At 68.7% G+C, this 22,517-nt stretch carries 19 protein-coding genes and 1 pseudogene; 9 read left to right on the top strand and 11 right to left on the bottom strand.

Going from position 1 to position 22,517, the window contains the following annotated elements; genetic code table 11:
• Positions 1-13 precede the first annotated feature (13 nt).
• The 3 genes and pseudogenes from E0E05_RS02150 to E0E05_RS02140 form a co-directional block, all read left to right on the top strand.
• Positions 14-1,435: pseudogene (locus tag E0E05_RS02150) on the top strand (pseudouridine synthase); the annotation flags it as partial.
• 9 nt (positions 1,436-1,444) lie between these two features.
• Positions 1,445-2,008, top strand: coding sequence for a 16S rRNA (guanine(966)-N(2))-methyltransferase RsmD (gene rsmD / locus E0E05_RS02145; protein ID WP_131615200.1), 564 nt, complete (start codon positions 1,445-1,447; stop codon positions 2,006-2,008).
• 2 nt (positions 2,009-2,010) lie between these two features.
• Positions 2,011-2,922: a patatin-like phospholipase family protein gene (locus E0E05_RS02140; protein WP_063719688.1), complete on the top strand. Its 912-nt coding sequence runs from the start codon at positions 2,011-2,013 to the stop codon at positions 2,920-2,922.
• 4 nt (positions 2,923-2,926) lie between these two features.
• Here the strand turns inward: E0E05_RS02140 and E0E05_RS02135 are convergent, their stop codons facing one another.
• From E0E05_RS02135 to E0E05_RS02125, 3 genes are read right to left on the bottom strand one after another with little or no spacing between them, the layout of a single operon-like run.
• Complete coding sequence (locus tag E0E05_RS02135; RefSeq protein WP_192900430.1) at positions 2,927-4,348, bottom strand: MATE family efflux transporter; 1,422 nt, start codon at positions 4,346-4,348, stop codon at positions 2,927-2,929.
• Complete coding sequence (locus E0E05_RS02130; RefSeq protein ID WP_131617854.1) at positions 4,345-4,758, bottom strand: VOC family protein; 414 nt, start codon at positions 4,756-4,758, stop codon at positions 4,345-4,347. Before E0E05_RS02130 ends, E0E05_RS02135 begins: the two co-directional genes overlap by 4 nt.
• Before the next feature lie 8 nt (positions 4,759-4,766).
• Positions 4,767-6,602 carry a monovalent cation:proton antiporter-2 (CPA2) family protein gene (locus E0E05_RS02125; RefSeq protein WP_131615199.1) on the bottom strand — a complete coding sequence of 612 codons (1,836 nt, stop codon included), beginning with the start codon at positions 6,600-6,602 and terminating at the stop codon, positions 4,767-4,769.
• Between the two features lie 144 nt (positions 6,603-6,746).
• Between E0E05_RS02125 and E0E05_RS02120 the strand changes: the two genes are divergently transcribed.
• The 5 genes from E0E05_RS02120 (at position 6,747) to lpxK (ending at position 11,748) form a co-directional block, all read left to right on the top strand.
• Positions 6,747-8,084: a TldD/PmbA family protein gene (locus tag E0E05_RS02120; RefSeq protein WP_131615198.1), complete on the top strand. Its 1,338-nt coding sequence runs from the start codon at positions 6,747-6,749 to the stop codon at positions 8,082-8,084.
• 6 nt (positions 8,085-8,090) lie between these two features.
• A complete protein-coding gene (locus tag E0E05_RS02115) occupies positions 8,091-8,915 on the top strand; it encodes a 3'(2'),5'-bisphosphate nucleotidase CysQ (protein WP_131615197.1) in 825 nt (274 codons plus the stop codon).
• Positions 8,916-8,959: 44 nt separating this feature from the next.
• Positions 8,960-9,196 carry a DUF4170 domain-containing protein gene (locus E0E05_RS02110; RefSeq protein WP_039722747.1) on the top strand — a complete coding sequence of 79 codons (237 nt, stop codon included), beginning with the start codon at positions 8,960-8,962 and terminating at the stop codon, positions 9,194-9,196.
• A 160-nt stretch (positions 9,197-9,356) separates the two neighbouring features.
• Positions 9,357-10,727 carry a lipid IV(A) 3-deoxy-D-manno-octulosonic acid transferase gene (waaA, locus tag E0E05_RS02105; protein ID WP_131615196.1) on the top strand — a complete coding sequence of 457 codons (1,371 nt, stop codon included), beginning with the start codon at positions 9,357-9,359 and terminating at the stop codon, positions 10,725-10,727.
• Positions 10,717-11,748: a tetraacyldisaccharide 4'-kinase gene (gene lpxK, locus E0E05_RS02100; RefSeq protein ID WP_131615195.1), complete on the top strand. Its 1,032-nt coding sequence runs from the start codon at positions 10,717-10,719 to the stop codon at positions 11,746-11,748. The genes waaA and lpxK overlap by 11 nt, the downstream gene beginning before the upstream one ends.
• 6 nt (positions 11,749-11,754) lie before the next feature.
• Here lpxK and E0E05_RS02095 read toward each other — a convergent pair whose 3' ends face one another.
• The 3 genes from E0E05_RS02095 to E0E05_RS02085 all read right to left on the bottom strand — a co-directional run bounded on the left by E0E05_RS02095 (position 11,755) and on the right by E0E05_RS02085 (position 15,227).
• The gene (locus tag E0E05_RS02095; protein WP_192900462.1) at positions 11,755-11,988 is read right to left on the bottom strand and encodes a DUF2093 domain-containing protein; all 234 of its coding nucleotides are present in this window, start codon (positions 11,986-11,988) and stop codon (positions 11,755-11,757) included.
• 82 nt (positions 11,989-12,070) lie between these two features.
• The gene (gene mutL / locus E0E05_RS02090) at positions 12,071-13,885 is read right to left on the bottom strand and encodes a DNA mismatch repair endonuclease MutL (protein ID WP_131615193.1); all 1,815 of its coding nucleotides are present in this window, start codon (positions 13,883-13,885) and stop codon (positions 12,071-12,073) included.
• 67 nt (positions 13,886-13,952) lie between these two features.
• Positions 13,953-15,227, bottom strand: a complete 1,275-nt coding sequence (locus E0E05_RS02085; protein ID WP_158629249.1) for a diguanylate cyclase — start codon at positions 15,225-15,227, stop codon at positions 13,953-13,955.
• 263 nt (positions 15,228-15,490) lie between these two features.
• Here E0E05_RS02085 and E0E05_RS02080 point away from each other — a divergent pair, with 263 nt between their 5' ends.
• Positions 15,491-15,844 carry a protein tyrosine phosphatase family protein gene (locus E0E05_RS02080; protein ID WP_131615191.1) on the top strand — a complete coding sequence of 118 codons (354 nt, stop codon included), beginning with the start codon at positions 15,491-15,493 and terminating at the stop codon, positions 15,842-15,844.
• A 28-nt stretch (positions 15,845-15,872) separates the two neighbouring features.
• Here E0E05_RS02080 and E0E05_RS02075 read toward each other — a convergent pair whose 3' ends face one another.
• The 5 genes from E0E05_RS02075 to E0E05_RS02055 form a co-directional block, all read right to left on the bottom strand.
• Positions 15,873-16,751 carry a PCC domain-containing protein gene (locus tag E0E05_RS02075; protein ID WP_131615190.1) on the bottom strand — a complete coding sequence of 293 codons (879 nt, stop codon included), beginning with the start codon at positions 16,749-16,751 and terminating at the stop codon, positions 15,873-15,875.
• Positions 16,748-18,340: an acyl-CoA synthetase gene (locus tag E0E05_RS02070; protein WP_131615189.1), complete on the bottom strand. Its 1,593-nt coding sequence runs from the start codon at positions 18,338-18,340 to the stop codon at positions 16,748-16,750. The genes E0E05_RS02075 and E0E05_RS02070 overlap by 4 nt, the downstream gene beginning before the upstream one ends.
• A gap of 4 nt (positions 18,341-18,344) precedes the next feature.
• Positions 18,345-19,511 (bottom strand): acetyl-CoA acetyltransferase, encoded by a 1,167-nt coding sequence (locus E0E05_RS02065; protein ID WP_131615188.1) that lies wholly within the window; start codon positions 19,509-19,511, stop codon positions 18,345-18,347.
• A gap of 49 nt (positions 19,512-19,560) precedes the next feature.
• A complete protein-coding gene (locus E0E05_RS02060) occupies positions 19,561-21,033 on the bottom strand; it encodes a protein adenylyltransferase SelO (RefSeq protein WP_131615187.1) in 1,473 nt (490 codons plus the stop codon).
• 70 nt (positions 21,034-21,103) lie between these two features.
• The gene (locus E0E05_RS02055; RefSeq protein WP_158629248.1) at positions 21,104-22,312 is read right to left on the bottom strand and encodes a helix-turn-helix transcriptional regulator; all 1,209 of its coding nucleotides are present in this window, start codon (positions 22,310-22,312) and stop codon (positions 21,104-21,106) included.
• Positions 22,313-22,517: the final 205 nt, after the last annotated feature.

Below are 22,517 nucleotides of genomic sequence, written 5' to 3'. Positions count from 1 at the left end.
AGGCAAACACCATATGAGCGACGACGACACAAGGAGCGGCGGAAAGCCGAAGGCCGGCGGCAAGCCGCTGCGCAGCCGCGGCTTCAAGGGCCGGCCCGGCGGTGGCGGAAGCCGTCCGGCGTCCGACGATCGGGCGCCGCGCGGCAGTCGCGGCTACAAGAGCGCTCCGAAGAGCACGGTGCCGGCGCGCGGCAAGGGCCCGCCCCGCAAGGACGCGAGCGGGAGCGGCAAGGGCGCGCCACGCAGAAGGGACGATGCCAGGCCGGACGCCGGCGGAGCGACGCCGACCGAGACGGCCCCGCAGACCGAAGAGCGGATCGCCAAACGGCTGGCCCGCGCCGGCGTCGCCTCGCGCCGCGAGGCCGAGGGGCTGATCGCCGCCGGCCGCGTCGCCGTCAATGGCAAGGTGCTTTCTTCGCCGGCGGTCAACGTGACGCCGACCGACCGCATCGAGCTCGACGGCAAGCCGATCCCGGCGGTCGAGCGGACCCGGCTCTGGCTCTATCACAAACCGCCGGGGCTGGTGACGTCCAACCGCGATCCGCAGGGCCGCCCGACCGTGTTCGACCGGCTGCCCGCCGACCTGCCGCGCGTGATCAGCGTGGGCCGGCTCGACATCAACACCGAGGGGCTGCTGCTGCTGACCAACGATGGCGGGCTGGCGCGCATGCTCGAACTGCCGCAGACCGGCTGGCTGCGCCGTTACCGCGTGCGTGCCCATGGCCGCATCACCCAGAAGCGGCTCGACGAACTCAAGGACGGCATGGCGGTCGACGGCGTCTTCTACGGCGCCATCGAGGCGACGCTCGAACGCGAGCAGGGTTCGAACGTGTGGATCGAGATCGGTCTGCGCGAGGGCAAGAACCGCGAGGTCAAGAACGTGCTCGGCGCGCTTGGCCTGGAGGTCAACCGGCTGATCCGCGTCTCCTACGGTCCGTTTCAGCTCGGTTCGCTCGAGCCCGGCGCCGTTCTGGAGGTGCGCGGCAAGACGCTGCGCGACCAGCTCGGCGCGCGGATGATCGAGGAATCGGGCGCGGACTTCGAAGCGCCGGTGCTGCGATCGTTTCCGAACCGGCCGGTCAAGGCCGGCGACGACGCTCCGTCGGTCTCGGTGGAGAAGTCCGGCGACTGGGTTTCGGGAACCCGCCGCGCCGGTGGCGAGGACGACAGGGGCGGCAAGCCCAAGCGGTTCGAGAAACCGGGCGAGCGCCGCGAGCGGGTGCGCGAACGCTGGTCGACCAAGCCGCCCCGGCAGGACAAGGCCGAGGAAAGCGGCAAGCCGCATGGCCGGGCCAACCGCGCCTCCAACGTATGGATGGCGCCGGGCGCGCGCCCCGAAGGCGGCAAGCGCCAGCGGAGCGAAAAGCCGGCCGTCGGCGGCCGCGGCAAGCCGGCGCCGGGTGGCAAGCCCGGCGGGCCCAAGAAGCCGCGGCGCGGCTGACCGATGCGGATCGTCGGCGGGCGGCTGCGCGGCCGCGCGATCTCGGCGCCCAGGCCCGGCGACCGGTCCATCCGGCCGACGACCGACCGGATGCGCGAAACGCTGTTCAACATGATCGCCCACAACTGGCCGGACCGGCTCGAGGGCGCGCGCGTGATCGATCTGTTCGCCGGCACCGGCGCGCTGGGTTTCGAGGCGCTGTCGCGCGGCGCGTCGGCGGCGCTGTTCGTCGAGCCCTCGGTGCAGGGCCGGGCCCTGATCCGCAGGACCATGGAGGACCTGGCGCTCAACGGCGTTGCCAAGGTGTTCAAGCGCGACGCCACGCGGCTCGGACCGATCGGCACGATGACGCCGTTCGATCTGGCGTTCGCCGATCCGCCCTATGGACGCGGACTGGGCGAGAAGGCGCTCGCTGCCCTGCGGCAAGGCGGCTGGTTGCGCAACGAGGCACTGGTCGTGCTAGAAGAGGACGCAGATGCACGGCTCGACCTGCCCGAGGGCTTTGCAGTGATCGAGCGTCGCGCGGCCGGCGACACGGCCCTGCATTTCATTGCCGCCCGGGAGTGACAATGACCGTTCTGACCGACCCGCCTCCGGCACCGGCCATCGCAAACACGGTTTCGCGGCCGACGGTCGCGATCGCCTTCGGCGGCGGCGGCGCGCGCGGCTACGCGCACATCCACATCATCGAGATGCTCGACGAGATGGGCATCCGGCCGGTGGCCATCTGCGGCGCCTCGATCGGCGCCATCATGGGTGCGGGCGTCGCCGCCGGCATGACGGGCCGCGAGATTCGCGAGTACACGCTCAAGCTTGCCGGCAACCGGGCCGAGGTGATGGCCAAGTTCTGGCAGACCCGGCCCTCGCGGTTGAGCGAACTGGTCGATGGCGGGTTCCGTTTCGGCCAGTTCAACATCGAGCGAATCGTCAAGACGTTCCTGCCGCCGGACATTCCCGAGACGTTCGAGGAACTGGGCATTCCGATGCAGATCGTCGCGACGGACTATTACGGCCATCGGCAGACCGTGTTCGACGGCGGCGATCTTCACGCGGCCATCGCGGCCTCGGCGGCGATCCCGGCCGTGTTCAAGCCGGTCAAGCGCGACGGCCGGTTCTATGTCGACGGCGGCATCTTCAATCCGGTTCCCTACGACCATCTGATGGGCAAGGCCGACATCGTCGTCGGCGTCGACGTGGTCGGCGCGCCCGAGGGCGACCCGTCCAAGTCGCCGACCACCATGGAAAGCCTGTTCGGCGTCGCCCAGCTGATGAACCAGTCGATGATCCAGCTCAAGCTGATGGTCGAGCCGCCCGATGTCTTCGTGCGGCCGCCGGTGTCGCGTTTCCGCGTGCTCGACTTCCTGAAGGCGCAGCAGATCCTCGACGCGACCGCGACGGTGCGCGACGAGTTCCGCCGCAAGATGGAAGCGGCCATCGCCGCCTGGGAGATGGACCCGGTCGCGGTGCGCCGCGGCAAGTGAGCGCCTAACCGAGCGTTGCGCCCTTGGCGCTGGTGAAGGGGGACTGCGCGGTCGGTGGCACCGGTCCGACCGGCGGTTCGGCGTCGTCGCGATGTTCGATCGTTGCGATTACCCGGAAGCAGACGATCACCGCCGCGATGCCGAACACGACCGCGCCCAGCGCCCAGCCGGCGATGACGCCGATCGCGCCGTAGAGCTGCGCGCCGACCCAGACGAACGGGATGACGCCGAGCGTCGACCGGCCCCAGTTGAAGACGGTCGAATAGAACGCATAACCCAGATTGTTGAAGGCGGCGTTGGCGACGAAAAGCCCGCCATTGAACAGGAAGCTGATCGCCGCGAACACGCAGAAGAAGACGATCAGTTCGCGCGCGTGGCCCGTCGCGCCGAACAGATCGGCGATCGGACCGGCGAAGGCGGCCAGGATCGCGCAGACCACCAGCACGTAGACGATGGTGAAGACCAGCGCGTCGCGCATGGCCGAGCGCAGCCGGTCGTAGCGACGGCCGCCGAGGTTCTGCGCAAGGATCGGCCCGACGGCCCCCGACAGCGCGAAGATCGCCCCGAAGGCGACCGGAATGAGCCGGCCGATCACGGCCCAACCGGCCACCGCGTCGTCGCCGAACCGCGCGATCTGCGCGGTCACGTAGGCGTTGCCGACGGGCGTGGCGAGCTGGGTCATCACCGCCGGCCCGGCGATGACGAAGAACGGTCGCGCGACGGAGAAAAGCGCGCGCGGATCGGGCAGCCGCACCAGATCGTGCACGACGATCGCGCCGTGCAGGCCGATGCCGAGGATCGCAAGGCGCGAGATGTTGGTGGCGATCGCCGCGCCCGTGACCCCCAGATCGAAGCCGAAGATCAGCATCGGGTCGAGAATGGCGGAGACCGCACCGCCGATCAGGGTCACGTACATGGCGCGGCGGGCGTCGCCGACCGCGCGCAAAATGCCCGACGCGCCCATGCCGATCGCCACCGCCGGCATCGACGGCACGACGATCTGCAGGAAATGCACGGCGATCTCGCGCGTTTCGCCCCGCGCGCCCAGAAGCCCGGTCAGAACGTGCAGGTTGGGCCAGATCAGCGCCGCGATAAGCGTCATCGCCAAGCCGATGAAGACCAGCGCAGCGCCGCCGTTGCGCGCGGCACGCTCCCGGTCGCCGGCGCCGAGCGCCCGGGCGACGATCGCGCCGGTGGCAATCGTCATGCCGATGGCGATCGAGACCGCAAAGAACATCAGCGTGCCGGCATAGCCGATCGCGGCGGCCAGCTCCTGCTGGCCGAGCAGCGAGATGTAGAACAGGTTGAGCGCATCGACCATGAAGATCGCCACCAGCCCGATCGAGCCGGTGGCGGTCATCACGATCACATGGCCCATGGTCGGGCCGGTCAGGAATTTCGCCTGCGCGGCGGCCGGCTGGCTCATGCGGCGAAGAGCTGGTCCATCGACGCAAAACCCTTGAACTCGAGCGCGTTGCCGGAAGGATCGCGGATGAACAGGGTCGCCTGTTCACCGACCTCGCCGGCAAAGCGCGTCAGCGGCCGTTCGATCCAGTCGATGTCGTCGCGCGCTTCCAGTCGCTCGGCCAGCGTCTTCCACTCATCCATCGGCAGCACGACGCCGAAGTGCGGCACCGGCACGTCGATCGTGTCGACATGGGTCCTGGTCTCGCCGGCCGGCGTGTCGCGCACATGGGCGACGATCTGGTGCCCGAACAGGGAGAAATCGACCCAGTGATCGGACGAGCGGCCCTCGGTGCAGCCGAGCACGTCGCGGTAGAAGGTGCGCGTCTGCTCGAGGTCCCGCACGGGGAAGGCGAGGTGGAAGGGCATCAGGGAGTGGGTCATCGGTTCTCGGCAGGCTCCTGTTCGGCGGACGCGTCGGTCCGCTCGGTGTTGATGATCTTGGCCTCGCGCGTGGGCTTGGTCAGCGGCTCGGGCGAGACGGGCTGGGTGTGCAGCATGTGGCCACCCGCGTAAATGCCGTCGACGGCCTGGATGCGCAGGCGTTCCTCGTCGCGCTTGCGGACATCGTCGCGAATCTGCGTGGCCAGATCCTCGGAAACGCCCAGGGCCTGCAGCGTCCGGGCGCCAAAGACGAGCCCGGATTCGAACGTCTCGCGCAGTTCATACTCGATGTTGGCCGCCCGCAGTTCGAGCGTGTGGGCCCGGTCGTAGGACCGCACGAAAAGGCGGGCCTCGGGATATTCGCGCTGCACCAGTTCGACGATCCGGTCGGTGATTTCCTTTTTCTGGGTGGTGACGGCGACGATCTTGGCGCTTCTGATGCCGGCGGCCTCCAGCACCTCCTTGCGGGTGCCGTCGCCGAAATAGATGCGGAAACCGAACCTCTGCGCCGCGCGGACGCGGTCCGCCGAATGATCGATGATGGTCACGTCCGAGCCGCCCGACAGAAGAATCTGCGAGGCGATCTGGCCGAAGCGGGAAAAGCCGATCATCAGGACGTCGGCGCCGCGGTCCGCGCCGTCGAAATCCTCCTCCATCTCCTCGGGCTTCTCCTCACCGATCAGGAACGGCGCCAGCGCCACCGAGATCGGCGTCAGCGCCATCGACAGCGTGACGATGGCGATCAGGATGGACGCGGTCTGGCCGTCGAAGATGCCGAGCGCCACGGCCGACGAGAACATCACGAAGCCGAATTCGCCGCCCTGGGGCAGCACCAGCGCGGTGCGCACCGCAACGTCCGGCGGCGAGCCGAAGGCGCGGCCGAGCCCGTAGATGATCGCCGCCTTGACGATCATCAGAAGCGGTACGGCGAGCACGATGACCAGCCAGTTGCCGGCCAGCACGGCGAGATCGAGGCTCATGCCGATCGCCATGAAGAAGAGGCCCAGCAGAAGGCCGCGGAACGGTTCGATGTCCGCTTCCAGTTCGTGCCGGTAGGAGGATTCGGCCAGCATCACGCCTGCGATGAACGCGCCCAGCGCCATCGACAGGCCGACCACCTGCATGAGCATGGCCGACGCCATCACCACGAACAGCGCCGTTGCGATCATCGCCTCGCGTGCGCCGGTGTTGCCGATGACGCGGAACAGGGGGTTGAGCAGGTAGCGGCCCGAGGCGATCAGCACCGCGACCGCGCCGATGGCGAGGGCGAAACCGGTGGCGCTCATCTCGGCGGCATCCGCACCGCCCGGCGCGAGCAGCGGAATGATCGCCAGCAGCGGCACGATCGCCATGTCCTGGAACAGCAGGATGGCGAATGATTTCTGCCCGTGCGCGCGGCTCATCTCGCCGCGTTCCTCCAGAATCTGCAGCGCGAAAGCCGTCGAGGACAAGGCGAGGCCGAAGCCGACGACGAGCGCCGCCGACGGGCTCAAGCCACCGAGCACAAGCCCCAGACCGGCCAGAACGAGCCCGGTGATGCCGACCTGCGCGGCGCCCAGACCGAAGATGACGCGCCGCATCGACCATAATCGTTGCGGTTTGAGTTCGAGCCCGATGACGAACAGGAGCATCACAACGCCCAGTTCGGCGACCTGCAGGATCGACTCGGCGTCACTGAACAGGCCCAGGATCGGTCCGATCACCGTGCCGGCCGCCAGGTAGCCAAGCACCGTGCCGAGCCCGAGCCGCTTGAAGAGCGGCGCGGCCACCACCGCCCCGCCGAGCAGCAGGATCGCTTCGCTGTAGAACCCGGGTGCTTCAGCGCCGGCCATGCCGGTCTCCCCGATCGTTTGCGGGCACGCCGCAGGCGGCCTTGATGAACGTCGCAACCAGCAATAGATGAAGCGCAGCCGAATGAAAACAATGTGACCCCGGGCGCGGCGCGTCCGTGTCGCCTCTTTCCCGGAAAGACCGCAATGGACGATCACAGCCAAACCCTGCTCGACCGCGCCTCCCGCCTGGTCGAGGCGGCAAGGCGGGCCGGCGCCGATGCCGCCGACGCCGTGTCGGTGCGGTCGCGTTCGCGCGCGGTCAGCGTGCGCAACGGCAAGGTCGAGGGCACCGATGCGTCCGAGAGCGACGACATGTCCCTGAGGGTGTTCGTCGGCCGCAAGGTGGCCAGCGTGTCGGCCGCGGCGACGAGCGATCCGGCGCAACTGGCCGAGCGGGCCGTGGCGATGGCGAAGGTCTCGCCGGACGATCCCTATAACGGCCTGCCCGATCAGGACCGGCTGGCGCGCGACTTGCCCGATCTGGACCTCTACGATGCAACCGAGGTCTCCGCCGAGCGCCTGACCGAGGACGCGCTGGCGGCCGAAGCGGCGGCGCTGGCGGTGGACGGCATCACCAATTCGTCAGGCGGCTCGGCCTCGGCCGGCGAAGCGGGGTTCGTGCTGGTCACGACGGACGGCTTTTCGGGTGCCTACCGGCGTTCCCGGTTCGGCCGCTCGGTGGCCGTGATCGCCGGCGAAGGCACGGCGATGGAACGCGACTACGAATTCTCCAGCCGGACCCATTTCGCCGATCTCGACGATCCCGCCGACATCGGCCGCAAGGCCGGCGAACGGACCGCGCGCCGGATCAATCCGCGCAAGATGCCGACCGGCCGGATCAAGGCGGTGTTCGATCCGCGGGTGGCCCGGTCGATCCTCGGGCATCTGTCGGGCGCCATCAATGGCGGCTCGGTGGCGCGCCGGTCGACCTTCCTTGGCGGCAAGATGGGCCAGCAGATCGCCAATGCCGCGATCACCGTGATCGACGATCCGCTGCGTCCGCGCGGCGCCGGTTCGCGCCTGTTCGACGGCGAAGGCGTGGTCGCCGCGCCACTGACGATGGTCGACCAGGGCGTCCTGAACCACTGGTTCCTGTCGACCGCGATCGGCCGCGAACTGGAGCTTGAGACGAACGGGCGCGGCGTGCGCGGCGGCACGGTCGTCAATGCGGGCTCGACAAACCTTTCCATCGAGCCTGGCGACGTCTCGCCCGAACAGATGCTCGACGCTGTCGGAACCGGCTTCTACGTCACCGAAGTGTTCGGACAGGGCGTCAATCTCGTTACCGGCGAATACAGCCGCGGCGCCTCCGGCTTCTGGATCGAGAACGGCGAACTCGCCTTCCCGGTGTCGGAAGTGACGATCGCGGGCAATCTGGCCGACATGTTCATGGCCATGCAGCCGGCGAACGATCTCGACCGCACCTTCCCCACCGCCGCACCGACGCTGATGACCGAGCCGATGACGCTCGCCGGGACCTGAGGCCGCATGGACGGTTCGCACGCCGACACGACCGACCTGCCGGGACTCGACGAGGAACTCGACCTGATGGCCGGCCTCGCGCGCCAGGCCGGCGCCATGGCTCTGGCCCATTTCGGCGGCGACAATCTCGATGTGCGACTCAAGGACGGCGAATCGCCGGTCACCAAGGTCGACTATGCCGTCGACGACCTGCTCAGACAGGGACTGCTGGCGGCGCGGCCAACCTATGGCTGGCTGTCCGAGGAAACCGCCGACACCGACATCACGCACCGGCGCAACGCACCGCGTACATTCATCGTCGACCCGCTCGACGGCACCCGCGCCTTCATCGAGGGCCACGAAGTGTGGTGCGTGTCGATCGGCCTTGTCGAGAACGGCCGGCCGGTGGCGGGCATTCTCGAGTGCCCCGCCGTTGGCGAGACGATCACGGCGACGCTCGGAGGCGGCGCCTACATCGACGGCGAGCGCATCGGCACCGGTCCGCTGCGGGACGAACCGCTGATTGGCGGGCCCCGCGCGCTGGTCGACCGCCTGAAGGCGTCCGGAACGGTGGCGGCGCGCCGGCACCCGCACGTGCCCTCGCTGGCCTACAGGCTCGCCATGGTGGCGCGCGGCGCGATGGACGCGACCTTCGTCAAGCCCTATGCCGCCGACTGGGACATCGCCGCCGCGGCGCTGATCCTGACCGAGGCCGGAGCGCTGTTCACCGACGGGGCCGGCCAGCCGGTGGTCATGAACGGCACGGACCCGCTGAAGGGAACGCTGATCGCGTGCCACCGGGGCCTGCAGCAGCCGATGGTCGGAGTTGTCGCCGGACTATCGTTCCGATAATCAGGCCGGCAACAGGCCCTCACCTCACTTCAAGGCTGAACTTCATGTCTGACGAACCTCGCGACAAGCAGTTGCTGCATCTGGTCTTCGGCGGCGAACTGGAGTCGCCCGACGGCCTGCGCTTCCGCGACCTGGAGGCGCTCGACATCGTCGGCATCTATCCGGACTATGCCAGCGCCGTCGCGGCCTGGAAGGCGAAGGCGCAGATGACCGTCGACAACGCGCACATGCGCTATTTCGTGGTCCATCTGCACCGCCTGCTCGAACCCGACCAGCAATGATCCCGATGGCGGATCGGAGCACGGTCGGCATGGCCGACCGGAAATTCGCCGTCTTTGCGCGGCATGACCCGTCCTTTGCACTGGTCCGCCGGCCCCGGGCGCAGTACAAGACGAGCCGGGGCGCACACGACGACAAACGGGCGAGCTTGGACAATACGCAATGAGCGAACGCTGGGCGCGTCTGGCGCTTCAGACCTATCGCTGGGCCGGCATGGCGGCATACCCTTTCATGGGCATCTATGTCGGAATGCGCGCGACACGCGGCAAGGAACAGCATGACCGGCGCGGAGAGCGCTACGGAAAGCCGTCGGCGACGCGGCCGCTGGGTCCACTGGTCTGGGTGCACGCGGTCTCGGTCGGCGAGACCGGCGCCGTTTCGGGCCTGATCGGGCGCCTGCGCGCGCACGACATTCCGGTCGTCCTGACGACCGGTACGGTGACGTCGGCGGCGCTGGCCCGCGACCGGTTCGGCGACGACGTGCTGCACCAGTATGTGCCGCTCGACCTCAAGCCGGCGGTGAGCCGCTTCCTGAACTACTGGCAGCCCGATCTGGCGGTCTTCGCCGAGTCCGAGATCTGGCCGATGACGATCCTCGAACTCGGTGCGCGTCGTATCCCGCAGGTGCTGATCAACGGCCGCATGTCCGACCGGTCGTTCAAGCGCTGGCAGAACCGGTTGGCGCTGGCAGAGTCGCTGTTCGAAAACCTGTCGCACGTCGCCGCGCAGACCGAGAAGGACGGCGAGCGCTTCCGCGCGCTCGGCGCACGCCCGGTGACGGTGTCGGGCAACCTGAAGGCGGACGTCCCGGTGCCATCGGTCGATCCGGGCACCTACGCGCAGATGCAGGCGCGGCTCGACGGCCGCCCGGTCTGGCTGGCCGTGTCGACCCATGAGGGCGAAGAGATGGTCGCGGCGCGCGTGCACAAGATGCTCAAGAAGCGCTGGCCGGGCCTTCTGACGGTGATCGTGCCGCGCCATCCCACGCGGGCGGAGGAACTGGCGGCGGCGATGGGCGGCATGGGCCTTTCGGTGGCGCGGCGGACCGTCGACAAGATGCCGGCGGCGGCATCGGACATCTTCCTCGGCGACACGATCGGCGAGATGGGCCTTTACCTCCGGATGGGCAAGATCGCCTTCGTCGGACGCTCCCTGACCGCCGAGGGCGGACAGAACCCGCTGGAGCCGGCGATGCTCGGCTGCGCCGTGCTGACCGGGCCGAACCTGGCCAATTTCGAAGAGATCTACGGACGGTTCTGCGAAGCGCGCGCGGCGCGGGTCGTCGACGACGAGATGATGCTGGCCAAGGCGGTCAATTTCCTGCTGGGCAACGCGGCGCTGTGCGACGCGATGGCCGAGGCCGGCCGCGGCGTGATCGCCGACATGAGCGGTGCGCTCGACCGGACCTGGCAGACGCTCAGCCCCTACGTCCAGCCGCTGGTCGTCAAGGCGCGGCTCGCGCCCGGCGAAGCGGCGCTTGACGGCGGCGATGACGCGGCACGCGCGAGCCAGGGCGGGCTCATTGGCTGGTAGCGAGGCGCCGCCCTTCTGGTACCGGCCGCCGGGTCTGCAGGCACGCCTTCTGTGGCCGGCGTCGCTCGTTTACGGCGGCATCGCCCGGCGGCGCATGGATCGTGCCGATCCGCCCGCGGTCGACGCCCCGGTTCTGTGCATCGGCAATCTGACGGTCGGCGGGACCGGCAAGACGCCCACGGCGATCGCGCTTGCGCGGGCGGCCGAACGGCACCGCTACCGGCCCGGCATCGTCTCGCGCGGCTATGGCGGCGGCCACATCCGCCCGCACCGCGTCGATCCGGAAACCGATACGGCACGGTCGGTCGGCGACGAGGCGCTGCTGCTGGCGCGCGCCGCACCCACGGTGATCGGCGCCAACCGGGCACGAAACGCGCAGATGCTGATCGACGCGGGGTGCGACTTCATCATCATGGATGACGGCTTCCAGAGCCGGTCGCTGCGGACGGACCATGCGCTGATCACGCTCGATGCGCGGCGCGGCATCGGCAATGGCAGGGTGATCCCGGCCGGCCCGCTGCGCGCGCCGCTGCGCGACCAGATGCGGCTCGCCGATGCGGTCCTGCGGATCGGTACGGGCGAGGCGGGCGACCAGGTCGTGCGCGCCGCCGCCCGCGCCGGCAAACCGGTCATGCAGGCACACCTTCAGCCGGCGAACGTGCGCGCTATTTCCGGCCGCCAGGTGCTGGCCTATTGCGGCATCGGCGATCCGGGCAAGTTCTACGAGACGCTGCACCATTATGGATGCATGCTGGCTGCGACGCGCTCGTTCGGCGACCATCACATGTTCACCGAGGCCGATGCGCGCGCCCTCGTCGGCAAGGCGGAGGCCGAGGGGCTGGAACTGGTGACGACCGAGAAGGACTTCGTCCGCCTGTCGCACAATGAAGGCCCGCTGGCGACGCTGCGCCAACGCACCCACGTGCTGCCGGTGTCTCTCGTCTTCGAGACCAGGGCCGACGCCGAACACATCATCGCCGCGACCGAGCGGCGCTATCATCAAAGGCGCATCGGCGGGTAACGGTGGTCAGCTAGGCTTCGACGGCAGGGCGCCGGCCTGGCGCTCGGCTTCCAGCGAGGCGTGCACGTCGACATAGGCCTCCTGCCGCGCCACGCTCCAGTATTTCAGCTCGTCGATCGGGATCGGCTTGCCGGTGATGGCGCAGCGCACGAACGTGCCCGGTGTGACGACGCGGAAGTCGGCGTCCAGAAAGCGGATGCGCGCCTCGTTGGCGCTCGGGATGTCATGAATGTTCATGATGGACTCCGGATGGCAGCGAAAGGCCACATTTGGCCCCGCCCGTCAAGCAAAACCGGCGACCGGCGCCGGCGGTTCCCGTAACCTATCGCCGCCCGAACAGACGTTCGATGTCGTTCAGCTTCAGTTCGATGAAGGTCGGCCGGCCGTGGTTGCAGGTGCCCGAGCCGGGCGTCCGTTCCATCTGGCGCAGCAGCGCGTTCATCTCGGCCGGCCGCATGGCCCGGCCGGCGCGCACCGAGCCGTGGCACGCCATGGTCGAGGCGATCGCCTCCAGCCGCGCGCGCAGGCGCTCGGGTTCGGCCTCACCGAGTTCGGGATCGAGCGTTTCGGCAAGTTCGCGGATCAGGCCGGCCGCATCGGTCTCGCCGAGCATGGCGGGCGTCGCCCGCACCGCGACCGCGCCGGGACCGAACGGTTCGATCTCGAGGCCGAAGCGCGCAAGGGTCACGGCCGCCGCGCAGAGCGCCTCGGCGCGTTCGGGATCGAGATCGACGATCTCGGGGACGAGCAGCATCTGCGCGGGGAGCGGCCGGTCGGCCATGGCGCGTTTGAGCGCTTCGAAGACGAGCCGCTCATGCGCGGCGTGCTGATCGACGAGGACGACGCTGTCGCCGGTCTGGGCGAGGATGTAGGTGCCGTGCACCTGCGCCCGCGCCGCGCCGAGCGGGAAGTCGTCGCTCTCCGATGCGTCCCCGGCATCGCCAGGCCGGGCCTGCGGCATCACCGTGAATCCCGCCTGCCCGGTCTCGGCGAACCCGGCGGCCGCGCCGTTCGCCGAACCCGGCGATGCGAGCGGGGCCTGCCAGCCATTCGGCATGGCCTGTCCGCCACCGACCGCCAGACCGTTCTCCGGCACGGCGAAGGCGGCCGCCATCTTCTGCGCATCGCGGGTCGACGCGCGCACGCCCCCTTCGAGCAGGGCGCGGCGGACGCCGCCGACGATCAGCGCCCGGACGAGGCCCGGATCGCGGAAGCGGACATCGGCCTTGGCCGGGTGCACGTTCACGTCGACCTCGGCCGGATCGATGTCGATGAACAGCACTGCGGCCGGGTGGCGACCGCGTTCGAGCATGTCCGTATAGGCGCCGCGCAGCGCCCCGAGGATCTGCCGGTCGCGCACCGGACGGCCGTTGACGAAGGCGAACTGGCGGTTCGCCGTCGCATGGTGCCAGGACGGCAGGCCGGCAAGCCCCGCAAGGCGGACGCCCTCCTTGTCCGCGGCGACGGAGACCGCGTTGTCGACGAAGCTCTGGTCGAGCACCTGCGCGATTCGCCTGAGGCTCGCGCCCTCGCCTTGGCCGCAGGCCGGGTAGTCGCACGTGGCGCGATCGGGGCCGCTGAGCACGAAATGCACGTCGGGGAAGGCCAGGGCGATGCGCCGCACGGTCTCGGTGACGGCGCTGTTCTCGGCCCTTTCGCCCTTCAGGAACTTCAGGCGCGCGGGCGTGGCATGGAACAGATCGCGCACCTCGACGAGCGTGCCGCGGTTGGCAGGCGCCGGGCGCGGCCCCTCGACATGGCCGCCCTCGACGGTGATCTCGGCGCCCGTCTCGGCGCCATGGCGCCTGGTCCTGATGCGCAGCCGGGCGACCGAGCCGATCGACGGCAGGGCCTCGCCCCGGAAGCCGAGCGTGGCGATCGCATCGAGGCCGCCGTCGAGCTTGGAGGTGCAGTGCCGCGAGACGGCCAGCGCCAGTTCGTCAGCGCCCATGCCGTGTCCGTCGTCGATGACGCGGATCAGTCCCTTGCCGCCGGCCGCGGTGGCGATCTCGACCCGACGGGCGCCGGCGTCGAGCGCGTTCTCGACCAGTTCCTTGACGACCGAGGCGGGCCGCTCGACGACTTCGCCGGCGGCAATCCGGTTGACGATGGTCTCATCGAGTCGGCGGATGGGCATGACCCATTATAGGCGGCCAGAAGATCGCGGTGAACCACAGGCGCCGCTTATGAACAGGCGGCGTGCGTCAGGCGGACTGGGCGAGCGGCGGCGAGGCGACCGGCTTGACGCCCATCCGCAGGCGCCGCTCGTAGTCGGTCTTCATCGTCGGGTCGAAGGCGCTGGCGCGGCCGCGTCCCTCGCTCTTTGCATGATACATCGCAAGGTCGGAGGCGAACATCAGATCGTCGAAGCTGACAGCGTCCTCGGGACACAGCGCGATGCCAATGGAGGCCCTGGGGTCGATGGTGATGTCGCCCAGATCGAAGGGCTTGCCGAGCAGCGACGCCACATGTTCGGCGACCGCGCGCGCGTTCTGGCGGCTGCGGACGCCGTCGAGCACGATCACGAACTCGTCGCCGCCATAGCGGGCCACGGCGTCCTTGCCGCGCAGACCGTTGGTCACGCGCCGGGCGATCTCGATCAGGAACGTGTCGCCGACCGCGTGGCCATAGGTGTCGTTGATCGACTTGAAGTCGTCGATGTCGATATGCATCAGCGCGAACGGCTTTTCCGTCGGATCGCCGCTGATCAGGTCCTGGACATGGTCCTCGATCGACTTGCGGTTGAGCAGACCGGTGAGCTGGTCGTGCCGGGCCATGTGCGCCATCTCGTTCCGGGCGCGGATGAGCTCGCGGGTCTTGCGCGAGACGTCGCCGAGGATCGGCCGGAAGATCAGGATCGCCTCCAGCGCCAGAACGATCATCATCGCCATGAAGACGATCCGGTGCAGGCGCAGCGTGTTGGCGATGCCGCCCTCGGCTTCGGCCGCGACCTGCTCGGCGAGCGCGGCATAGCCGGCGAGCACGGCGGTCGCCGACAGCTGCGGCAATGGCTGCACGTCGCTTTGAGGGTTCGCGCCGGCCTCGGCGAGATAGGCCCTGGTCTTGGCGATCAGGTCCTGGGTGAAGAAGGTGACGTCGTGCGGCACCGCGGTCATGATGGCGCGCACGGAATCGCTCGCCTTGTCGCGTGCAAGCTTGGACTGAAGTGTCGCGAAGTTCTGTTCGAACGCGGCGAGCGCATCGCGCAGATGGCTGAGCGAGGAGGCGCGCCGGTAGCGCGAGTTCTCGATCTTGGCGGTGTTGGTCAGAAGCACGATCCGCTGCGACAGCATCTGCTGGTCGCCCGCCAGATGCACCAGCCGGCTGACATTGCGCTGCGTCGAGATGGCGCTGTCGACGAGAACGAAGGTGACCATCGCCATCAGCGCGATGACCAGAAGCGCGGTCCAGTAGCCAACGCGCATGCGGCGGATCAGGCGATCCGTTCCATTGTCGCAGAGTTGGCCGTTTGCGTCCACGCTGCCCTCCATCCGGGCATCCCATCAGCGCAGAGCCTATCGCTACAAGCCCGAAGAAAGGTTTACCCACCACAGAAACCGGCGGCAGGGTAAACAGATCGCAAACGGCGCGGACCGACACCACGGTCGACCGGGTCGCAAATGCGAGACCTGCAGCTTCGACGAACGGTTGAAAGCGCTTCAAACCGGAGGCACGAGCGCTTAAGTCAGGGCGATCAAGACGGCGGCGAATGGCGCTGGCCGCGACAAGACGGGGAACGAACATGTCGGAAAAGCCAGATGAAACCCAGTGGAAGGCGGTGACGGACGATTTCGCCGTGATGGGTCAACTGCAGCCCGGGGACATCGACGCGCTGGCGGCGGCGGGCTTCGGCGCGATCATCTGCAACCGGCCCGATGGCGAAGCGCCGGACGAGCCGCAGTTTGACGCGATCGGCGAGGCCGCGCGCAATGCGGGCCTTCAGGCGCGCTACATTCCGGTTTCCAACCAGGTGGGCCTGACACCGGAGAACGTGGCCGACATGAAGGCCGCGCTCGCCGAACTGCCCAAACCGGTTCTTGCCTACTGCCGGTCCGGCGCCCGCTCGGCCAAGCTCTACGAAGCCGCACAGGGCTGAATGGTCCGGTCACGCCCGGACGATGTCCCTAACGGGCGATGACCAGCACCTCGGCGGTCACGCAGACCGGTGCGTGACCGCGCACCAGCACGCCGCGAAAGGGCGTACCCGCTTCGTCGACCAACGTTCCGGACAGGTGCGCCGTGCCATCGACGATCGAGCCCGACAGGCACAGCGCCTCCATGCCGACGCTCGGCAAAGCGTGCCCGGCGCCGTCTTCGGACATCAGGTCCGGCGCATTCAGGCTGCCGAGGCTGGGGCCGAGTTCGGCGTCGGTCAGGCCGGCGGCGCGACACGCGGTTTCTACGGCTTCGGTCAGATCCTCGTTCGGCCTGACGCGAACAAACAGCGCCTCGGGGCCTGCAACCGGGCGATGGGCGCCGATCTCGAACACCGAATGCAGCGTCTCGGCGTCGGGCTGCTGGACAAGGTCGACCCCGTCGAGCCCGAACAGTTCGACGTCGAACGCCCCCGAGACCGGACAGTCGGCCGGAAACAGATGGCCGCCGGCCGGTTCCGTGATTTCGCCTGCCTCGACCATGGCATGGCAATGGACGAACGGAGCGCCGCCCGGCGTGCGTCCGAAGCTGAACGTGCCCCAGGGCAGACGACCGGGGCCGAATTCGCGGATGTAGGTGTAATTGGCGGCCTTGCCGTCGCGGGCCGGGCCGCCGGTCGTGAAGCGCGTGGCAGCCAGCGTGCATTGCGCGATTCGCCCGGTCCCCGCCGCGATGCCGAACCGGTCGGCCAGGGCTGCGATCGCGGCGAGCAGGCTCTCACCATCTGCATCGACCCTCTCGCTTAACCGGACCAGCCGGGCGCCGGCCCATTCGATGCGCCGCTCCGCCACAGGACCGGGATGGACCATGTGGAAGGCGGCGCGCTCGGCCACGGCGTCGCCGCTCACTGCGCCGCCTGAAGCGCGGGCGCCGCGCCGGTCTCGATCAGGCGCGCCCTGACCGTCTTCTTTTCGACCTTGCCGTAGCCCGATTTCGGCAGTTCGTCCCAGAAGGCGATGTATCGCGGTTGCTTGTAGCGCGGCACGTTGCCGGCGATCCATGCGCGCAGGGCGGCCTCGTCGAGTGCGGCGCCCTCCTCGACCACGACGGCCGCCGCGCCAACCTCGCCCCATTCCGGATCGGGCACGCCGACGATCGCCACCTCCGCGATCGCCTCATGTTCGAGGAGCTTCTCCTCGACCTCGCGCGGATAGATGTTCGAGCCGCCCGAGATGTACATGTCGGACTTGCGCCCGGTGATGTAGAGATAGCCGTCGGCATCCATGTGGCCGACATCGCCGGTGACGAACCAGCCATTGACGAAGGCCTCCTCGTTGGCCCTGTCATTGTCGTAATAGCCGGCGCACACCGCCGGCCCGCGCGTTGCGATCACGCCGGTGGCCCCGGCCGGAAGCGCCTTGCCGTCGTCGTCGAGGATCGCCAATTCCATGCCCATGCGTGCGAACCCGCACGATCCCACCCGCATCTTGTCGTCGTCGAGCGAATGCTCGTCGGCCGGCAGCCAGGCGATGGCGCCGGTCACCTCGCCCATGCCGAAATACTGCACCAGCACCGGACCGAGCACCTCCAGAGCCTTCTTCTGGTCCGCCCTGTACATGGGCGCGCCCGCATAGATGACATGCTTCAGGCTCGAGCCGTCGTGGCGGCCGGCCGCCTCGTGTTCCACGAGCCGTTTGACGATGGTCGGCACCGTGAACATGTTGCTGACCCGATGCTTCTCGATCAGAGCCCAGGCTTCGGCCGGGTCGAACCCGTCGCCGGACATCAGGACGTTCGTGGCGCAGCGGGCGACCTGGATGAACAGGTGCAGGCCGGCGCCGTGCGACAGCGGCGCGATGACGAGCGAGGCGTCGGTGTGGCTCAGGCCTGGCATCAGGTCTGCGGCATGGTTGTTGAAGACGAAGGCGAGCTGGCCGTGGGTCAGCACGGCCATCTTCGGATTGCCCGTCGTGCCCGAGGTGAAGAAGAACCAGGCCGGATCGTCATAATCGACCTCGGCTTCACGATAGGGCCCGTCGGCCGCATGGCCTTCGACCAGCCCTTCATAATTATCGCCGATGACGATCTCGCGGTCACGGGCGAATCCCGCCGCGCGCACGGCATCGACATGGTCGGCAAATCGGGCATTGCCTATGAAGGCGTTCGCGCCGGCGGCGACGCCCATCCGGGCGATCTCCTCGGGACCGAGACGAAAATTGGTCGGCACGATCACCGCGCCCGTCTTCCAGACCGCGTACATCGCCTCGGGATAGTCGAGTTCGTTGGCCGAATGCATCAGCACCCTGTCGCCCTTGCGCACCCCCATCTTCGTCAGCGCGTGCGCGATCGCATCGGCACGCGCGTTCATTTCGGCGTAGGAGCGCACCTGATTGCCCCGGACGATCGCCGGGTGGCTGCCCCGCCGACCGGCCGCCTGCGTCAGGAAATGGCCCAGATTCATCACCCGGTTCGAGCGGCGGGGGAAATCGAACGCCATTGGCCTACCTCAACCGCTCGATGATCGAGACGTAGTTGGCGACCGCCGTGCCGCCCATGTTGAAGACGCCGGCCGTCGTCGCGTCGGGCACAGGGGCGCCGGCCGGCTCGTCGCAAAGCTGCCGGGCGGCCATCACGTGCATCGACACGCCCGTCGCGCCGACCGGATGGCCCTTGGCCTTGAGCCCGCCCGAGGGATTGACGGGCAGCCGTCCGCCGATCTCGGTCACGCCTTCCTCGATCACGCGGGCGCCCTCGCCGGGGTCGGCCAGCCCCATCGCCTCGTATTCGATCAGTTCGGCGATGGTGAAGCAGTCGTGCGTCTCGACGAAGCTGAGATCGTCGAGCGAAAGCCGCGACCGGTCGAGCGCCTCGCCCCAGGCCTTGCGCGCCCCCTCGAACGCGATCACATCACGCCGCGAGATCGGCATGTAGTCGCTGACATGGGCGGTGGCGCGAAAGCCGATCGCGCGCGGGGCATGCCAGGCATGGTCGAGATCGGTGATCACGAGCGCCGCCGCGCCGTCGGAAACGAGCGAGCAATCGGTCCGCCGCAGGGGACCGGCGACGATTGGGTTCTTGTCGGAGACCGTCGCACAGAATTCGTAGCCGAGATCCTTCTGGATGTGGGCAAGCGGGTTCTGGGCGCCGTTGGCGTGGTTCTTGGCGGCGATCCGCGCGAGCGCATCGCGCCTGTCGCCGTAGCGCTGGAAGTAGAGTTCGGCGATGCGGCCGAACATGCCGGCGAACCCGCCCTCGATATCAGCCTCCTCGGGCACATAGGACGCCTTGAGCAGGATATCGCCGACCTCGGCGCCGGAGACGGCGGTCATCTTCTCGACGCCGATGACGAGCGCGGTGCGGATGCGCCGGGCCGCGAGCGCGTCGAGCGCGGCATGGATCGCCGCGCTGCCGGTCGCGCAGGCGTTCTCGAGCCGGACGGAAGGCGCGTGCCTGAGTTCGCCGACCCGAAGCGAGGCGAGCGTCGACGGAAAGCCCTGTGGCGAAAAGCCTTCGTTGAAGGTGCCGACGAAGACGGCATCGACCTCGGCCGGATCGAGCCCGGCATGGCCGAGCGCCTCCTCGGCCACCTGCCCGATCAGCGTTTCGGCGGTTTCATCCTCAAGCCTGCCGAAGCGCGTATGCGCCCAGCCGGTGATCGCTGCGTCCATGGCCGCTCCTCCCGATGAACCGGGAGAGTTGCCGCTTTTTTGCGAAGGTTCAAGTGCCGCAGAAGGTCTGGTGCACGACCTCGTCGGGTGCGGGTGGCAGCGTCAGCGGATCGCCGGTCGGCCGGTCCGCGAACGGATCGGTGAGCGCGTCGACGAGCGCTTGGAAGACGCTCATATCGCCGCCATAGGCGGCCGCGATCGCCTTCTCCACCTGATGGTTGCGCGGGATGATCGCAGGATTGACCGCCTTCATGGCGGCGATGCGCGCGTCATCGGATCGGTTTTCGTCCGCCAGCCGGGCCCGCCATGCGGCGAGCCATTCGCTCACCGGTCCGCGGTCCTCAAATCCGGCGAGAAAGCGCTCGTCGGCCTCACCTGTCTCGCGTCCGAGCGCGCTCAGGGCGCGGAACGTGTTGGTGAAGTCGGCGCCGGCTTCGGCCATCCGCTTGAGCAGGCCGTCGACGAGGTCCATGTCGCCCTCGCGCGGCGTTTCGAGCCCGATCTTGGCGGTCATCTCGGCCGCATAGGCCTCGGCGAAAACGGTGCCGTAGCGTTCAAGGCTCGCCTTGGCGATCTCGACGGCCCTGTCGGGATCGTCGTCGAGCAGCGGCACCAGCGACTGGGCGAGATTGGCGAGGTTCCAATGCCCGATCGCCGGCTGGTTGCCATAGGCGTAGCGGCCGAACTGGTCGATGGAGCTGTAGACAGCGCCCGGATCGAACCCGTCCATGAAGGCGCAGGGACCGTAGTCGATCGTCTCGCCCGACAGAGTCATGTTGTCGGTATTCATCACGCCATGGATGAAGCCCAGCGCCAACCAGCGGGCGATCAGCCTCGCCTGCCGGGCGATGACGCCGTCGAGCAGCGCCGCATAGGGATTATCGGCCTGGCGCGCGGCCGTATCATGCCGGTCGATGGCATGGTCGGCGAGCGCGGTCAGCGCTTCGGTGTCCTGGCGGGCATAGAAATACTGGAAGGTGCCGACGCGGATATGGCTTGACGCAACGCGGGTCAGCACGCCGCCGGGCAGCCGGTCCTCGCGCAGCACATATTCGCCGGTGGTCACGGCAGCCAGGGCGCGCGTGGTCGGCACGCCGAGCGCGGCCATCGCCTCCGAGAGGACATATTCGCGCAACACCGGTCCGAGCGCGGCGCGCCCGTCGCCCATGCGCGAGAACGGCGTCTTGCCCGAGCCCTTGAGTTGGATGTCGCGCCGGATGCCGTTCGCATCGACCACCTCGCCGATCAGCAGCGCGCGGCCGTCGCCCAGTTGCGGCACCCAGTTGCCGAACTGGTGCCCGGCATAGGCCATGGCGATCGGCGCGGCGTTTTCGGGAAAGGCGTTGCCGGCCAGCATGGCCAAGCCCTCGGGCGAGGCGAGCCAGTCCGCATCGAGCCCCAGTTCCCCGGCGAGCGCGCGGTTGAGCCGCACCAGCGCCGGTTCGGGCACGGGGGCCGGTGCCTGACGGGTGTAGAGCCGGTCGGGCAGGCGCACGTAGGAATTGTCGAAATGGATCGTCATCGGCTCTCTTTCGCGTTCGCCACCGCATATAGGCATTCAGAGCCCTCACGCCATGGGCGGGCCGGACGGCTCAGAACCGATCGGACGCGCTGGCGATCAGGTTGACCAGTTCGGCCTGTCGCGACACGCCGGTCTTCTCGAAGATGCGCGACAGGTGCGAGCGCGCGGTGTTGACGGTGATGCCGCACCGGGCAGCGGCAGCCTCCCGCCCGTCGCCCCTGGCGACTTCGATCGCCAATTGAGCCTCCGCATTGGTCAGGCCGAACGTCTGGCGGAGCGCCTCGATCTTGCGCCGGGCCTCGGCGTCGGGGTCGCGGAAGACGAGCAGGACGAGCGTTCCGCTGCCATCGGCCAGGCCGGGCATGGGCGGATGCTGGCCGCCCCGCAAAGGAAGCACCTCGACCGAAAGGGCCCGGTCCGCCTTCGGGCAGCCAAAGCGAAGCGGCGCAACGCCGCCGCCGGCCAGCTGTCCTGCCATGCAGCGGTGAACGCGATGCACCACGGTCCGGTGCACCGCGACGTCATCGAAGACGACCTGCCCGCGCCGCACGCCGACGCCGCGTTGCTGCCCGACGAGCCTTTCGGCGACGGCATCCATGCCGTGAATGCGGCAGGCGCCGTCGACCGCGATGAACCCGCCATGGCCGCCCAGCCTGACCGCCGTCGCCTCCATTTCCAGCGCGTGCAGGCGCCGGTTTGCGCGCAGGGCGCGAATGAGATGGGGGAGGAGGATGTCGAAGCGGGCGCGCGTCTCGTCGCCGATCTCGTCGTTGCGCGCGCCGGCCTGCAGAACCACGGAACTGAACGCGCCGTCATCGACATAGAGGTTGCTGGCGATCCGCTCGGCGCCCAGGCCCGACCGCGACCAGTATTCACCGTAGAAATCGCTGGAAAAGAACAGCTCCCGCCCGGTCGTCGCCAGATCGGTGACCGTGCCCGGGGACGCGTCGGCCGTGGCCGCCGCGGTCGGATCATGCTGCCACCAGGTTTCGTTGTACTGCCGGATGATGTCCGGATCGGCGCGCGGCGATGTCACCAGCGCCAGATCGATGCGCGGATCGATGGCGACGAGCGAGGCATTTTCGACACCGCAGAAGTCGGCGATCCGCGTGATCGTCGCCGACCAGTCGCCGGTTTCCAGCGCGCTCTCGTAGATCGCGTCGAGTATGCCCTCAAGTCGGTCCATCGCGCCGTATGCCGCTCCGACCGCTGACTGCCGAGCCGACATCCCCGTGGGATCCTGGCCCGGCAGGAAATGTCTATTTTCCCTGCAAGTCAATGCGTTGGCGCGAAAGGGCCTGGAACACCTCGCACAAACGTCGCATGCGCCGGGCGACCCTGCGGCCTAATCAGAACGGGGCGCATCGTGACGATGGGGCGGCACGGCGCAGGCGCCCGTCGCGTCGTGCAGGGAGTGATGGTCTGACCGCAAGGGCACATAGCGCCGGGCGTCCGGCACCGATCGTCAAGCGCCTTTCCGGGCT

The sequence above is a fragment of the Roseitalea porphyridii genome (assembly GCF_004331955.1).
GTDB classification, from domain to species: domain Bacteria; phylum Pseudomonadota; class Alphaproteobacteria; order Rhizobiales; family Rhizobiaceae; genus Roseitalea; species Roseitalea porphyridii.
Note: the sequence above shows the minus strand (reverse complement) of the source record. Positions and strands in the feature narration are given on the sequence as shown.

What these genes read in the sequence shown, in the direction of transcription:
- E0E05_RS02115 (WP_131615197.1), top strand. Translation starts at nt 8,091, where the DNA reads ATGGACGGTTCGCACGCCGACACGACCGACCTGCCGGGACTCGACGAG.
- waaA (WP_131615196.1), top strand. Translation starts at nt 9,357, where the DNA reads ATGAGCGAACGCTGGGCGCGTCTGGCGCTTCAGACCTATCGCTGGGCC.
- rsmD (WP_131615200.1), top strand. Translation starts at nt 1,445, where the DNA reads ATGCGGATCGTCGGCGGGCGGCTGCGCGGCCGCGCGATCTCGGCGCCC.
- E0E05_RS02110 (WP_039722747.1), top strand. Translation starts at nt 8,960, where the DNA reads ATGTCTGACGAACCTCGCGACAAGCAGTTGCTGCATCTGGTCTTCGGC.
- E0E05_RS02065 (WP_131615188.1), bottom strand. Translation starts at nt 19,511, where the DNA reads ATGGACGCAGCGATCACCGGCTGGGCGCATACGCGCTTCGGCAGGCTT.
- E0E05_RS02135 (WP_192900430.1), bottom strand. Translation starts at nt 4,348, where the DNA reads ATGAGCCAGCCGGCCGCCGCGCAGGCGAAATTCCTGACCGGCCCGACC.
- mutL (WP_131615193.1), bottom strand. Translation starts at nt 13,885, where the DNA reads ATGCCCATCCGCCGACTCGATGAGACCATCGTCAACCGGATTGCCGCC.
- E0E05_RS02140 (WP_063719688.1), top strand. Translation starts at nt 2,011, where the DNA reads ATGACCGTTCTGACCGACCCGCCTCCGGCACCGGCCATCGCAAACACG.
- E0E05_RS02125 (WP_131615199.1), bottom strand. Translation starts at nt 6,602, where the DNA reads ATGGCCGGCGCTGAAGCACCCGGGTTCTACAGCGAAGCGATCCTGCTG.
- E0E05_RS02070 (WP_131615189.1), bottom strand. Translation starts at nt 18,340, where the DNA reads ATGGCGTTCGATTTCCCCCGCCGCTCGAACCGGGTGATGAATCTGGGC.
- E0E05_RS02080 (WP_131615191.1), top strand. Translation starts at nt 15,491, where the DNA reads ATGTCGGAAAAGCCAGATGAAACCCAGTGGAAGGCGGTGACGGACGAT.
- E0E05_RS02120 (WP_131615198.1), top strand. Translation starts at nt 6,747, where the DNA reads ATGGACGATCACAGCCAAACCCTGCTCGACCGCGCCTCCCGCCTGGTC.
- E0E05_RS02060 (WP_131615187.1), bottom strand. Translation starts at nt 21,033, where the DNA reads ATGACGATCCATTTCGACAATTCCTACGTGCGCCTGCCCGACCGGCTC.